This is a genomic window from Corallococcus silvisoli (assembly GCF_009909145.1).
Classification (GTDB): domain Bacteria; phylum Myxococcota; class Myxococcia; order Myxococcales; family Myxococcaceae; genus Corallococcus; species Corallococcus silvisoli.
Map to the genome: position 1 here is coordinate 1,183,807 of NZ_JAAAPJ010000001.1, position 14,647 is coordinate 1,198,453.

Here is a 14,647-nt window from a genome sequence, read left to right on the forward strand (position 1 = left end):
CTGTGGAAGCCCGCGAGGGTGCCTCAAGCCGCCCCATGTCTGTCGGTGGGGAACGCCTGCCCTGGACGCGCGGGCGTCATCGCCATTCCTACGGAGGCATACAAAATGTGTGGGAAGGGAGGATGGTCGGTGGAGACAGGCGGTCGACGCGGCAGGTGACATGTGTTCGAGCTCCGGCTGCGGCGTGGGTGGACGCTCCCTGGCTCTTGGGGATGTGAATGGTGTGTGAATCACCCATGGTGAAGTCCTGGTGGATGGCAGGAGGGGGATGTTTTCATGGGTAAGGTCGTGCCGTTCAATCGTCGGGCGGCCTCAAAGGTAGACAGCCCAAGGTCCACGGGATGTCCTGGCACGGGGTCTTCCACACGTGAAAAGACAAGCATCCTCAGGCCGCCTGTCGGCGCGCCGCCGAGCCAATCTCCCACCCGTAGGAAAGACAAGCACCTGAAGCAAGTCGGCGCCGCGGAAGCTGTCTCCAGGTCTCATGGGGCGCGGCTTGACGGGCTCGAGGACGTCGTCAGGAATGCCGGAGGTGTTCTCTGTCTGGTCGCCGGCGACGCGGCCCGGGTCGCCGCCAATGTGGTCGCGGAGGCGGCCAAGGAGCTGGCGGGCAAGGCGGGCACTGTCCTCAAGGGCCTCGCGGGTCACGTGAAGGGGCTCGGTCCAGACGGGGGCCCGAAATCCATCGGGCCGGACGGCATGGATGGAGGAGGCGACGTGGATGAGCCCGACGACGCGCGTGACGACGACAAGGTGAAAAAGCTCTATCCGCTGAAGGGTCCACGATAACGAAGTGCGACAGCCGGAGGTGTCGGTCCTCACGCAGCAGCTTCGGCTGGGAGCACGTTGTGCTCCAGCGAATCAAGATCCCCTCCGCGATGCCGCGTCACACCTCGCGGAGGGAGAGCTGCTCCGTGTCTTCGTCGTACGCGAAGAGGTCGCCGAAGCGCCCCCAGCGCACCAGGGTGTCGAAGATCCGCTCGTAGTTCTCGGAGGGCATCGCCATCACCACCGTCTCGAGGACGAACTCCCGCGTGACGTACCCCTCCTCGCTTCGTTCGATGGCGGCCTTCACGCTGCGAAACAGCCCCAGATGGAGGAGCTGCTCGCGCCAGAGGACCTTCCGCTCCTCCGGCAAGGCCCTCACGAGCCGGACACCCACCGAGTCCAGGAGCACCATCCGTTTCGGGGTGTCCACCAGGTCCAGCAACTCGGCGGCCTTCACCACGTTGATGATGTGACCGAACTCGCGGTCCGTGTCATTGGCGATCCGGAAGATGTCGTCCCTGCCGCCCCGGGCGTCCAGGTACTCGAGCAGGCCGACCACCTCGCCGCTGGTCACCGAGGGGATGGGCTCGATGAGGTCCGCGACGGGGGCGAGCGCGGGGGGCGCGTCTGGCATCTCCGAGCCCGTGATGATGTCGTGGAGCCGGTCGACCAGTTGAAGCAGCTCGGGAGAGCGGTAGTCGCGCGGCCGGGGCAGCCGGTTCTCCACGACGGTGCGGACCACGCCGGGGTGCGCTCCGAGCACCACGATGCGGTCCGCCATGTACGCGACCTCCTTGATGTCGTGGCTGACCATCAGGATGGATGAGGGGTTCCGGCCCTTGGCGCTCCAGATGTCGAGCACCTCCGCGCGCAGGCTCTCCGCGGTGAGCGCGTCCACCTGGCTGAACGGCTCGTCCATGAAGAGCAGCTCGGGGTTGAGCGAGAACGCCCGGGCCATCCCCACCCGTTGCTTCATCCCGCCTGACAGCTCCCGGGGGAAGGCCTCCTCGAACCCCTCCAGCCCCACCACCCGGATGGCGTTCGCGGCCTGTCGCGGGCGCTCCGCCTCCGGGATGCCGGCGGCCTTGAGGACCGCCTGGACGTTCTGCATGACGGTCATCCACGGGAAGAGCGCGAAGCTTTGGAAGACGATGGCGCACCCGGGGTTCAAGCCCACCAGGGGCTTGCCCCGGTAGCGGACGCTCCCGGACGTGGGGCGGATCAGCCCCGCGAGGATGCGGAGGATGGTGGACTTGCCACAGCCGGACGGCCCCAGCAGGGCGACCACCTCGTCTGGCTCCACCCGCAGGCTGATGTCCTGGAGGACGCGAAGCGGTGTGCCGTTGGGCTGGGGAAACTCATGGGTGACGTGCTCGAGCTCGCAGAGCGCCGTCGAGGAGGGTCGCGGGGACGGAGGAGTGTCGGGCGTCATTTGCTGAGCGAGAAGCGGGTCTCGGCGAGGCCCTGCAGCCGTCTCCAGACGAAGCGGTTGAATGCCACGACGACCATGGACATGACGACGATGCTGGCCGCGAGCGCCGGGAAGTTGGCGGACGACGCCGCGGCGCTGATCTGCGCCCCCAGCCCCCTGGTGGTGAGCACCTCCCCTCGAAAGGTGACGTATTCGGCGACGATGCTGGCGTTCCAGGCTCCGCCCGCAGCGGTGATCCACCCCGTGACCAGATAGGGGAAGACCGCCGGGAAGTAGAGCGAGGTGAAGCGCTGCCACCGCCCCAGCCGGTAGCTCCGGGCCGCCTCACGGAGGTCCGCGGGCATGGCCATCGCGCCGGCGATGACGTTGAACAGGATGTACCACTGGGTCCCGAGCAGCATCAGCACCACGCTGCCCCAGCCCAGCGTGACGCCAGCGGCCTTCAGCGCGGCGATCACCACCGGGAAGAGCATGGGGGCGGGGAACGACGCCACCACCTGCACCACGGGCTGCAGCAGGCGGGACAGCCGTGGGGAGAGGCCAATCGCCAGGCCCGCGGGGAGCGCCCAGAGCGTCCCCAACGCCGTGGAGAGCAGAACGCGCCCCAGCGTCAGCGCCGCTCCGGACGCGATGTGTCCCCAGCTCGCCACCGTCACGGGATGCAGGAGGATCACCAGCCGCACGACGCCATAGAGGAGGCCCGCGACCATGAACAGGTACAGCGCGCCGGACACGGCGCGGCCGACCCGGGCCACGCCGGGGTGCGGTGCGGGGTGGTGGGGGCCCTTGGGTATCAGCCGGCGGGCGACAGCCCCGCTCAGGCGCCTGAGCCAGGACGCGAACCAGCGGATGAGCCGGGAGCGTCGCAGCCAGTCGAGGAACCAGGAGTGCATCTCCTCCGCCAGCCCGCCCTCCTCGACGCGGAACTTCTGGGCCCAGACCACCACCGGGCGCCAGAGGAGCTGATCCAGCACGACGATCATCACCACCATCGCGAGGACGGCCCACAGCATGGCGGCGGTGTTCCCCTGCGCGACCGCCACGCTCATGTACGAGCCCAGCCCGGGCAGGCGGAAGTCCTTGTCTCCCAGGACGAAGGCCTCGCTGATCATCAGGAAGAACCACCCCCCCGCCATGCTCATCATGCTGTTCCACACCAGCCCAAGGGTGGCGAAGGGGAGCTCGACCCAGCGCAGCCGCTGCCACCGCGAGAAGCGGTAGACCTGCGCCACCTCGCGCTGGTCCAGCGGCACGGACTTCAGCGAGTAGTAGTAGCTGAACGTCATGTTCCAGGCCTGGCTGGTGAAGATCATCAGCACCGCGGCGAGCTCCAGCCCGACGTTGCTGGTGGGGAAGGCGCTGACCAGCGCGAGGACCAGGCCCGGCATGAACCCCAGCACCGGGATGCTCTGGAGGATGTCCAGCAGGGGAATGAGGGCGTGCTCCGCCAGCTTGTCCTTCGCGGCCCAGTATCCGTACACGAGCGTGAAGCCCAGTGAGAGGACGTACGCGATCATCCCTCGCGACAGGGAGAGCAGGGTGTAGCGGGGCAGGGCCCACGGGGTGAGTTCAATCCGCACGGTCGGCCGCAGATGTCCCACCCACTCTCGTGACGTCTGGAAGACAGCGAGGGCAATGCCCGCCATGCCGACGAGGATGAGGACGTCAATCCATGGCAGCGGGAGGCGCGGCTCCGTGGCCCCCGTGGGACGGCCCCAGACGGAAGCGAGGAGGTGCCTCAAGGGCGCGCCCCTCCCGTGCTCGCGAAGACGCAGGCCGCGGCCTGAGGTGCTCTTCGGAAACAAACGGAAGGCAGGCGCATGGGGACCCCCGGTCGTGCTCCATGTGCCGATATCCCCCCCCACCCATCGATGCAAACGCGCCCGGGCGAAGTGTCGCCGAGTGCTCTTCCTGATCATCCAGTGCGCATCGCCACCGCCAGGGCCGCGGGCATCGGCTCCAGGAACCCGCCGCCAGCGCGAGGGGCTTCGACCTGGGCGTCCAGGTCACGCTCGTGGCGCATCGGAAGCGGGCCCGTTCGACAGCGTCGCGCGGACCGCTCACCGGCTCCGGCTCACATCAGGGCTTTCACCTGACGCTGGAGGGCCTGCAACTGGTCGAGCTTCTCCCTCAGCTCGCCGCGCATCTCACGCTCGTCGGTGTGGAGGACCTCGTCGTGCAGCTCGTCGATGCTCTCGTCGAGGCACGTATGGAGGAGGCGGATCTGCTGCTGGGAGAGCTCCAGGACCATGGGACACCTCTCGGTCAGCGCAACGGCGGTGGCACTTCACCCTCTCACCCGAGGGAACGGGTGCGAGAGCGCGCGCGTCAGGTCCGCTGGGGCGGTGCCGCTGCTCCGGGTCGGGTCTGGCGCGCAGGCAATCGCGGAACACGAGGAAGTGTAGTGCGCGTGTGCCCACCGCCCAGGGCCCCCCCGGGACATCGGGTGGCGAGGTGTTCGGTGCTCTACATCCGAGGCACCGCGCGGCCCCACCGGGAGCCGCGCGGCCCGAGCTGCTGTCCGCGGTGGGGTGCCTGGGCCTCGGGCGCCACACCGCGGATGGGGACTACCTGAGCGCGATGAGCGAGGCCACGAGCAGCGAGACGACGCTCATGACCTTGATGAGGATGGCGACGCCAGGACCCGAGGTGTCCTTGAACGGGTCGCCCACCATGTCACCGACGACGGCGGCCTTGTGGACCTGCGAACCCTTCGCGTGGCCCGGCAGCTTGCCCTTCTCGATGTACTTCTTGGCGTTGTCCCACGCGCCGCCCGCATTGGCCATGTAGAGGGCCATCGTGGCGCCAACGACGAGCGCGCCGGCCAGCAGGCCCGCCAGCGCCGCGGGCCCCAGCACGTAGCCCACCAGCGGCGGGGCGACGACGGCGATGACGCCCGGGAAGATCATCTCGCGCAGCGCGCTCTTGGTCGCGATGTCGACGATCTTCTTGGGGTCCGGGTCCGCCTTGAGCTCCATCAGCCCGGGAATCTCGCGGAACTGACGGCCAATCTCCTCGACGATGGCGCCGGCCGCGCGGCCCACGGCGAGCATGGTGGAGGCGCCCACCAGGAACGGGAGGATGGAGCCCAGCAGCAGGCCCACGATGACGCGCGGGTCGGTGAGCAGCAGGGTCATCTCCTGCAGGCCCGCGGCGACGCGCGTGTGGTTGACCTCCAGGTTGAACGCGGAGAAGAGCGCGATGACGGTGAGCGTCGCGGAGCCGATGGCGAAGCCCTTGCCAATGGCCGCCGTGGTGTTGCCCACCGCGTCCAGCTCATCGGTGATGGCGCGCACTTCGGGGCCGAGCCCCGACATCTCGGAGATGCCGCCCGCGTTGTCGGAGATGGGGCCGTAGGCGTCCACCGTCATCACGACGGCCGTGCCGCCCAGCATGCCCACGGCCGACAGCGCGATGCCGTACAGGCCGAGCGCCCGGTCCGCGATGTAGGCCACCAGGGCAATGGTGGCCATCGAGATTCCCACGCTCTCCATGCCGACCGCGAGGCCGCGGATGAGGTTGGTGCCCGCGCCCGTGATGGAGGCCTCCGCGATGCGCTGCACCGGCCTGGACGACGTGTAGTAGTCCGTGACGAGGCCGATGATGGCGCCGCCGAAGGCACCCGCGGCCAGCGCCACCGTGATGGACTGCGACAGGCCGAACACGTTCATCATCACGAACGAAATGCCCACCAGGATGACCGGGGGCATGATGAGCGCGCTGCGCAGGACCTGCGCGGGGTTCATGTGCTTGAGGGCGCGCGCGATGAAGATGCTCAGCACGCTGACCACCAGGCCCACCGCCGACAGCACGAGCGGGAGCACCACGCCCGCCACCCGCGCGCCACCCGTCGCCGACGGGTCCACCACGAGGCGGGAGAGCTCCGAGGCATTGGCGGTGAGCGCCATGGCCATCGCGGCCACGATGGCCGCCACCATGGACTCGTAGATGTCGGCGCCCATGCCGGCCACGTCGCCCACGTTGTCGCCCACGTTGTCGGCGATGACGCCGGGGTTGCGCGGGTCGTCCTCGGGGATGTTCTCGATGACCTTGCCGGCGATGTCGGAGCCGACGTCGGCGGCCTTGGTGTAGATGCCGCCGCCCACGCGCGCGAAGAGCGCGATGGAGCTCGCCCCCACGGCGAAGGAGTGGAGGATGGGGGAGATGTGCTCACTGCCCCGGAACACGTAGTAGACGCCGCCCATCCCAAGCAGGCCCAGGCCGGCGACCGCCAGCCCCATCACCGCGCCGCCGTCCAGCGCGACCAGGAGCGCGTTCGGCTTCGAGCCGCTGCGCGCGGCCTGCGCGGTGCGCACGTTCGCGAACGTCGCGGCCTTCATGCCGATGTAGCCCGCGAGCAGGGACAGGAACGCGCCCAGCACGAAGCACGCGCTCGCCAGCCAACCCAGCGCCAGGCCGATGACCACCGCGAGGACCGCGCAGTAGATCGCGAGCACCTTGTACTCGCGGACGAGGAACGCCATCGCGCCTTCGCGGATGTAGCCCGCGATGCGGTTCATCGTCGCGTCGCCGTCCGGGAGGCCCTTGACGCGGAAGTAGAAGAACGCAGAGAAGAGCAGCCCGATGGCGCCGATGACGCCCGGCGCGACTGCCCAGAAATTCGACTCGAGACTCGACAACTCCATCCATTCCTCCCGAGCAGTTCCGGGGGCCTGACCTCTCCCTCCGCGTCGCTCGTGTGCCACGAAAATTGTACGGAGGGCGTATACGTGATTTCAGGGCAAGCGGGGAGCCTCTTCGGAGCGCCCCGGCTGGACGGCTCGGCCTGTCGAGGGAGGGGACGGGTGTGCCACGGCTCCGGCCGCCAGGAGGGCTCCCAAGAGGGGACGCCCCCTCGGAAACGGACAGGCCTGGCGGGAATTGCTGGTCTCTGACGTCACCTTGAGCGAAGTCCACGCCCGGTGACTGTTTCGCGAGTTCCAGCGCTACTACAACGCGCGCCGGACGCTCGGGTCGACACCCGGCGCGAATCCACCGCTCAAGGATTGGCGGGCGCGTCGTGGATGGCGTGCTCGAGGTCCCGGATCAGCTCCGCGGCCTTCTCCGGGTCGACCGCGAGGCCCAGCTCCCCTTGCTGGTACGCCATGGCGAGCGCCTGGATGGACTCGGGATGATCCAGCTCCGCGGCCTCGGTGTAGCAATCCAGCGCCTTGCGCTCGTCCATCGCGACCCCGGCTCCTGAACGGTACGCGTTGCCAAGGACGAACAAGGCCGCTGGCAGGTGCTGGTCGGCCGCGCGGCGCAGCCAGGGGATGGCCTCGCTCAAGGAATGCCCTGGCACCCCCGGCGTGCGGTACAGCACGCCGAGGTAATAGGCCGCGGCGGGGTCTCCTGCCTCCGCCGCCGCCTGGAGCCATCGGCTGGCTTCCGATGGCTCCTTCGCGATGCCGCCTCGACCGCGCAGCAGCGCCTTTCCAAGAACGCGCTGAGCCGTCCGGTCCCCCGCCTCCGCCGCACGGCGCAGGTACGGCAGCCCCTCCGCGGGAGGGACCCCCGCCGCGCCGTCCAAGGTCGCCTCTCCGATCATCAGGTTCGCGCGGGGCCGCCCTGCCAGGGCCAGCAGGTGCAGCTCCCACTTCGCCCCCCGGTCATGGCCGGCATAGGCCCTGGCGCCGAGCGCGGTGATGCGGGAGGGCTCGCGCCCGGCGCGAACCAGGACGACGGCGCAGAGGGCGACGCAGAGGACGAGGAGCGCCGCCGCGAGGGTCGCCGCGGCGGCGATGGGACGCTTCAGCATGGTCGGTTCCCGAGGTCTACTTGCTCAGGTCGATGGCGTAGAGCGCCATGCCCTTGCCGGTGCCATCGTCCGCGTTCAACACGGAGATGTTGTTCAGGCCCGCGGCCTGCGCGACGTCGAGCTTGCCCTGCGCCGAGGCGAACGTGACGGGGCCCGCGGTGGTCACCTGCGTGAAGCGCCAGCTTCGGGCCGCGCCGTTGGCCACGCGCGTGAGGTTCTTCGCCTCCTTGACGTAGTTGATGAGGACGTCGCGGTTGGCGTCGGGCGACGCGAGGATGATGTTGCTGCCATCGAGGCCCGGGAAGCCGCCACCGCCGCTGGCGCGGTAGTTGTTGGTGGCGACGATGAACTCCTGGCCCTCGCTGACCGCCGTCCCCTTGTAGGAGAGGTTCTTGATGCGGTCGCCGACGTCCTGGGTGACGTCGATCTCGTACTGGATGTCCGCCGTCGTCGGCATGTCGAAGTTGTAGCCGGGGAAGGTGCTGATGAGGCTCTGGGCCGCGGGCTTGGTCGGGTCGATCTTGTTGAACCGGGTGGTCGCCATCTCCAGCCAGGCCTTCAGGCCGGCGCCCGTGACCTTCACCGCGTAGAGCGTGTTGGGGTACAGGTAGAGGTCCGCCGCGTTGTTGATGGCCAGGTTGCCCGCCGCCACGTCGGTGAAGTCCCCACCGCCGCCGAAGCCGCTCTTGAAGGGCGCGCTGACGGAGATGACGGGCAGCGCGGCGTACTGCGGCAGGTTGTTCTTGACGTACTGGTCCACATACGCGGCCTGGGCCTGGTTGACGATCTGCACGGCGCCCACTTCACCCACGTCCGCGAAGTAGGTGGTCATGCGGAAGTCCGACGCGCCAATCGCCGTCTTCACGTAGGTGATGGTGCCCTCGTGCTCGGTCCGTACGAGCGCCGCGATGGCGGGCTCGACGTCCACGTACGTCTTGTCCGCGAACTGGGTGGAGCGCGCCTCGACCCGGGTCTTCGTCTTGTCGATGGACCAACGCGTGCCATCGAAGGTCAGCTGGAGCGCGATGACGCCCAGGTGCTTGCCCCAGAAGTTCGCCATCACCGCGGGGACGCCGTTGACCGTGCCCGCCTTCTTGTCCACGCCGGGCAGGTTGAACTGCGCCTGCGTGGAGGCGGCGTCGGGGAACACCTGGTGCGAGTGGCCCAGCAGCAGCGCGTCCACGCCGGGGACCTGCGACAGGTGGTAGCTGCCGTTCTCCATGGTGGGCGAGTAGGTCCGGTCATCGAGGCCGCCGTGCGAGATGGCCACGATGATGTCCGCGCCCTTGCTCTTCATCTCGGGCACGTACTTCTCGGCGGTCTCCTTCAGCCCCGCGGTGTAGACCTTGCCCTCCAGCCAGCGCTTGTCCCAGTTCATGATCGCGGGAGGCGTGAAGGCGATGAAGCCCACCTTGACCTTCGCGGCGACCTCCTTGCCCGACGGGTCGATGGCCGTGACGGCCTTCTCGATGAGGGTGTAGGGCTGGAAGAGCGGCTTCTCCGTCTTCGCGCTGAGCACGTTGGCGAGCACGATGGGGAAGCGCGGACCCGCGCACTTCGTCGCGCTGGGGTTGGGCGTACCATTCACCTCGAAGCGGCTGCCGGTGACCTGGCTGAGGAAGTCGAGGCCGTAGTTGAACTCGTGATTTCCGACGCCGGCCACGTCGTAGTTGAGCGCGTTCATGACCTTGTACATCGCGAGGGTCTGATCGCAGCGAAGGGGCTGGACCAGGGCCTGGAAGTCCGAAAGGACCGTCCCCTGGATGGTGTCGCCGTTGTCGACCAGGAGGGAGTTGCGGAACTCCATCCGCGCCGCCTTGATCAAGGTGGCGAGCCGCTCGAACCCGAGGCTCTTGTCCTCGGCCAGCTTGTAGTAGTCGTAGCTGCGGATGTTGGTGTGCAGGTCCGTGGACTCGAGCAGCGCGAGCTCCGCGGTGGTGCCGACGGCCGTGGGCTGCGTGGGCAGCGTGCCCGGCTGGCCCTCGGGGCCGGTGGGTCCAGCAGGTCCAGCAGGGCCCTGGGCACCGTCTTCACCGGCGGGGCCCGGGGAGCCGTTTCCGCCGGCAGGGCCCTGGGGGCCCTCGCACGCGGAAAGGGTCATGGCGCTCGCCAGCAGCATGGCGGCGGTGGAGCGCGAGAGCTTCGCAATCATCGAGGGAGGTCTCCGCCGGAGCGCTGAGGAGAGGAGGCTCCGGTGCGCGGGACTCTCGGTGACTCGTGAAACAACGCGCTGCGGGTTGTGTCACACCTTCATCGCGCCGCGCTCGAAATCGCGCGATTTCACGAGCGCGTGACCCTGGCTCCACGCCTCGGTCGCGGACGGGTGTGAAGAAAGGCGCACGGCGCGTCCGGGACCGGCGGGAAGCGGACGAAGCCCCGCCGGGTTCGCCGCGGTGTGTCGCTCCACCTCCAGGCAAGTTGAAGGCGGAGCGCGAGCGTGGGGACGAGTAAGATAGCGGGCACCATGGTCTCCCTTCGCGCCACCGCCCTGTCCTTCTTCCTTGTGCTCGGCTTCATCGCTGCTTGCGGTGACAGTTCCACTCCCGACCCGGTCAAGCAGTGCGACAGCGCCGGCGACATGCTGTGCGAGGGTGCTTGCGTGAGCATCCAGAGCGACCCGGAGCACTGCGGGGCGTGCGACAATTCCTGCGGAACCCACGAGGACTGTGAGGGCGGCGTCTGCGTCGCGTTCTGTGAGATTGACGGCGAGCAGGTTGCCGCCGGAACGATGAATGCGGCGAACGCGTGCGAGCAGTGTACGCCAGCGACGTCCTCGAGCACGTGGACGGCTCGCGCGGATGGGACGCAGTGCGCTTCGGGGCAGGTCTGCTCCGCTGGCGTGTGCAGCGCGAAGTGCTTCATCGACAGATGGTTCTATGACGCGGGGGCGCCAAACCTGGCGAACGTTTGCGAGGTGTGCGTCCCGGAGGCGTCCACGACGGCGTGGACGCCGCGCGCGGACGGGACGCAGTGCGGCTCAGGCCAGGTTTGCTCGGCCGGCACGTGCAGCCCGAAGTGCTTCATCGACGGCGGGCTCCACGCCGCGGGGGCGCCGAACCCGGCGAATGCTTGTGAGGTGTGCGTGCCGGAGACGTCCACGACGGCGTGGACGCCCCGCGCGGACGGGACGCAGTGCGACTCAGGCCAGGTTTGCTCGGCCGGAATGTGCAGCCCGAAGTGCTTCATCGACGGCGGGCTCCACGCCGCGGGGGCGCCGAACCCGGCGAATGCTTGCGAGGTGTGCGCGCCGGAGACGTCCACGACGGCGTGGACGGCGGCCGCGAGCATTCCGCTGCTGGTCGGCGGCGAGGACCTCGCGGCGCAGGGGTGGACGACGGTCTCGCAGGCGCCGAGCGCGCTCACCTACGGAGCGGACTACGTCAGCCTCGCGACGTCGACGAACGTCGGGGGTCGGACGAGCGGGCAGTTGCTCATCGTGCGGGCGAACGCGGTCGACCCAACGAAGCCGTTCACCCTCCGCGTGACGATGCAGGTCGAGTCGGTCAACGCCCACAACTCCCTGGACAGTGGCGCGGCCATCATGGGGAGCTTCACCCCGTCGGTCGGCAACTCCACGGACCGCGCGCAGATGATCTACCTGGACAGCGCGAAGCTTGGCTGGGCGGATGACACGCAGTCCGCCGCGTTCGCGGTGACCGACGGCGCGTACCACGTCTACGAGCTCGCGGTGGATGCCGCGAAGCTGGCGACGGTCAGCGTCGACGGCGTCGCGAAGCTCACCCGGAACAACTTCACGACGACCGGCACCATCGCCATCGGCGACCAGACGAATGACGCCAACGTCGACGGCACGACGCGGATCAAGTCGGTCGAGCGGCTCTGCCACTGAGGCTGGCCTCCCGGTGTGACAATGCCTGTCTTTGGAGGAGGGGAGGGGGCCCCTCCTCTTGGAGAGGCATTGAGCCGTGACACAACCTTGACACATGTATCTCGCACCGGCTCAACTTGGGGCAGAAACGATAAGCCCCCCTGCGCATGGGCCGAGACACATGCGACCAGATGCGTCATGTCGTCAGGGTCCGTCGTGACCAGCCGGGTTCGGTAGGATCCGTGTTTCTGAATCTTCCCTACCTTGTAAACCCTTGCTGACGCGGAGTTCGATACCGTACAGTCCGCCGGGTTTTTTGCACCGCAGGGGGAGACATCCATGCCAGCAGCGGCAGACGACGCAGCCACGAACGTGTCCAGTGCACTCGCCACCGTCGACAACGTCGCCATCAAGGTCGAGCAGGCACTCTACAAGTTGTATCTCGCCGTCAGTGGGGACGGCTTCAAGAGCATCACCGAGAAGATCTCCGTCATCTGGACGCCGGTTCGCAACGTCCTCAGCTCGGTGCTCAAGCAGGTCGAAGTCCTGATCAAGCCGCTGATGGATCCCAAGGTCGTGGACTCCATCAAGAACGTGCTCGAGGCGGGCCGCGATCTGGTGAACTCCACCCTGGACCTGCTGCCGGACTCCGCGCGCAGCCTGGCTCAGACGGGGCAGCGGTTCCTCAACATCATCGTCGACTTCGTGGGCGCGGGCGTCGAGCACATCGTCGCGATCATCGACCTGCTCCTCAACGTGGGCAAGGCGCTGATCAACGAGGGCGCGCGCCTGGCGGACACCACCATCGCCGCGCTGAAGAAGTCCGGCGTCAACGTCCTGGCGGCCGGCTAGTCCTCCCGGTTGCAAGTCGCGTGAGCGTGTCGCGGAGCCGGGTTCGCCGCGGACGGGATTCAGCGTGTCATCACGGCCCTGCGCACGCCCTCACCATTGATGTGAAGTCATTGCTGATGCAGTGGACCGTACCCCTGAGGGGTGGGCTGATGGCTCATCGATACGGTCCAGGGAACCTGCACCCTGAGCAGGGGCATCCACCCCCTCGTTCATGAGGGTCGGAGAGGGTATGGCCACAGGCCTCATCATTCCTGGTGTCCAGGTCACGGTCGTCAAGGAAGTCTTGCCCCAGCAACTCGCCCCCTCGGGAGTGCTTGGCATCACCGGCTTCACGGAACAGAACGCCGGCAAGGTCGTCCGCGCAGAGAGCTGGTCCCGCTTCGTGGAGGTCATGGGGCGCGCCAGCGCCTACAGCCTCCCGGAGGCGAGACAGGCGCTCGACAACGGCGTCTCGGAGCTGGTCATCTCGCCGCTCCCCGTGGGAGCCGGGGCCGCCGCCTCGATCGCCATCGCGGGCGACGCCAGCCGGTTCCCCGCGGGCGCCACGGGGGATAAGGCGGGCATCACCCTGACGGCGAAGGCCCCCGGCCCCTGGGCCAACGGCCTCACCGTCAAGGTGGAGTACCGCGAGTACATCGACAAGTCGGTGTCCTTCGACCTGGAGATCACCCACCCGGCCAGCGGCGCCTCCGAGGTGTTCCGGCGCGTCGGCTCCGCGTCGCTGGTCTCCTCGCTGGAGGGCTCGTCCTTCGTGAAGGTGGACGCGTCCAAGCCCGTGGGCTGGCCCACGGCGGGCACGTACACGCTGGCGGGCGGCAAGGACGCGACGGCGGACGACTACGCCACCGCGCTCGGCCGGCTGTCCAACGAGCCCGACGTCGACCTGGTGATCGCCGCCGTCCAGGACTTCAGCGACCGGGCGAAGGTGACGCGCATCTACGGCGACGTCATCAGCCACTGCAACAGCTTGAGCGGCGACAGCAAGGGCCGGCTGGGCCTGGGCCAGGTGCCCCCCTCGGGGGCGGCGAGCGCTCACACGCAGCTTGCCAGCAACCTCGTGAGTGACCGCTTCGTGCTGGTGGCGCCCAATGGCGTCGTTGGCGCGGTGGCGGGGCTCGTGGGCAGCCTGGCTTCGCACCAGTCCCCCACCTTCAAGCGGGTCTCCGGCGTCGGAGAGCCCACGCTGACGGTGGCGGATCAGAAGGAACTGCTGCGCGGCAACGTGGTGCCGGTCGTCGTGGAGCGTGGCCGGGGCACCATCGTCGTGCGCGGCCTCACCACGGACGGAGATCAGATCAACGTCCGTCGCGTGGCGGACCGCGCCGTGCGCACGCTGAAGATGGTGGGCGACCTGTTCATCGGTCTGCTCAACAACGCGGACGGCCGCAGCGCTCTGAAGCAGAAGCTCGTGGAGGCGCTGGTGCAGATGCAGAAGGACGGCGCCATCGTTCCCTCCACGGAGGGCAAGGACCCTGCCTTCAAGGTGGAGGTCTATTCGTCGCAGCAGGACTTCGCGCTCGGAATCGTCCGGGTCAACATGGCCGTCCGGCCTGTGCGAGCCATCGACTACATCTACGCGACCATCACGGTCCAGGTCTGATGAGGAGGAGCACTGATGCCAACGGTATTCTCTGCCAACCGTAGCAGCATCCTGGTCGACGGCGAGGCCGTGGAAGGGCTGCAGTCGCTCGCCTTCCGCGTCGTCACCGAGCGCGAGGACATCCGAGCCATTGGCTCCAACGAGCGCGTCGACGTCATCTTCGGGCTGCGCACCGTGCTGGGCGAGATGGTCATCCGCTCCGCGGCGGTGAAGCTGGATGAGCTCCTGGAGGCTCGCGGGAAGTTCCAGCTCGTGGCGAACCTCAACCGCACGGAGGGGACGGACGAGACGCGCACGCTCTCGTTCGATGACTGCTTCGTGGAGGGCAAGTCGTTCCAGATGGACGCGCACGGAAGCGCGGCCACGACGTACGCCTTCACGGCCACGCGGATCCGGGAGGAGTAGTCC

General features: G+C 68.3%; 11 protein-coding genes. 5 read left to right on the top strand and 6 right to left on the bottom strand.

Annotation, left to right across the window (positions count from 1 at the left end):
• Window positions 1–276 precede the first annotated feature (276 nt).
• Window positions 277–789: a hypothetical protein gene (locus tag GTY96_RS04735; protein ID WP_161663972.1), complete on the top strand. Its 513-nt coding sequence runs from the start codon at window positions 277–279 to the stop codon at window positions 787–789.
• Between the two features lie 97 nt (window positions 790–886).
• Here GTY96_RS04735 and GTY96_RS04740 read toward each other — a convergent pair whose 3' ends face one another.
• From GTY96_RS04740 to GTY96_RS04760, 6 genes are all read right to left on the bottom strand, one after another.
• Window positions 887–2,200, bottom strand: coding sequence for an ABC transporter ATP-binding protein (locus tag GTY96_RS04740; RefSeq protein ID WP_143898806.1), 1,314 nt, complete (start codon window positions 2,198–2,200; stop codon window positions 887–889).
• Window positions 2,197–3,942 (bottom strand): ABC transporter permease, encoded by a 1,746-nt coding sequence (locus GTY96_RS04745; protein WP_235685326.1) that lies wholly within the window; start codon window positions 3,940–3,942, stop codon window positions 2,197–2,199. Before GTY96_RS04745 ends, GTY96_RS04740 begins: the two co-directional genes overlap by 4 nt.
• A 332-nt stretch (window positions 3,943–4,274) precedes the next feature.
• Window positions 4,275–4,451, bottom strand: coding sequence for a hypothetical protein (locus GTY96_RS37115; RefSeq protein ID WP_186001757.1), 177 nt, complete (start codon window positions 4,449–4,451; stop codon window positions 4,275–4,277).
• Window positions 4,452–4,767: 316 nt separating this feature from the next.
• Window positions 4,768–6,846, bottom strand: coding sequence for a sodium-translocating pyrophosphatase (locus GTY96_RS04750; RefSeq protein WP_143898807.1), 2,079 nt, complete (start codon window positions 6,844–6,846; stop codon window positions 4,768–4,770).
• Window positions 6,847–7,199: 353 nt separating this feature from the next.
• Window positions 7,200–7,958: a tetratricopeptide repeat protein gene (locus GTY96_RS04755; protein WP_161663973.1), complete on the bottom strand. Its 759-nt coding sequence runs from the start codon at window positions 7,956–7,958 to the stop codon at window positions 7,200–7,202.
• A gap of 16 nt (window positions 7,959–7,974) precedes the next feature.
• The gene (locus tag GTY96_RS04760; RefSeq protein WP_235685327.1) at window positions 7,975–10,110 is read right to left on the bottom strand and encodes a bifunctional 2',3'-cyclic-nucleotide 2'-phosphodiesterase/3'-nucleotidase; all 2,136 of its coding nucleotides are present in this window, start codon (window positions 10,108–10,110) and stop codon (window positions 7,975–7,977) included.
• Window positions 10,111–10,422: 312 nt separating this feature from the next.
• On the opposite strand from GTY96_RS04760, the gene GTY96_RS37460 reads away from it, so the two are divergent.
• The 4 genes from GTY96_RS37460 to GTY96_RS04780 all read left to right on the top strand — a co-directional run bounded on the left by GTY96_RS37460 (window position 10,423) and on the right by GTY96_RS04780 (window position 14,644).
• Window positions 10,423–11,808, top strand: coding sequence for a hypothetical protein (locus tag GTY96_RS37460; RefSeq protein ID WP_161663974.1), 1,386 nt, complete (start codon window positions 10,423–10,425; stop codon window positions 11,806–11,808).
• Between the two features lie 318 nt (window positions 11,809–12,126).
• Window positions 12,127–12,639 (top strand): hypothetical protein, encoded by a 513-nt coding sequence (locus GTY96_RS04770; protein ID WP_143898810.1) that lies wholly within the window; start codon window positions 12,127–12,129, stop codon window positions 12,637–12,639.
• A gap of 283 nt (window positions 12,640–12,922) precedes the next feature.
• Window positions 12,923–14,239, top strand: a complete 1,317-nt coding sequence (locus GTY96_RS04775) for a phage tail sheath C-terminal domain-containing protein (protein WP_235685328.1) — start codon at window positions 12,923–12,925, stop codon at window positions 14,237–14,239.
• 15 nt (window positions 14,240–14,254) lie between these two features.
• Window positions 14,255–14,644 (top strand): hypothetical protein, encoded by a 390-nt coding sequence (locus GTY96_RS04780; protein ID WP_143898812.1) that lies wholly within the window; start codon window positions 14,255–14,257, stop codon window positions 14,642–14,644.
• Window positions 14,645–14,647 lie beyond the last annotated feature (3 nt).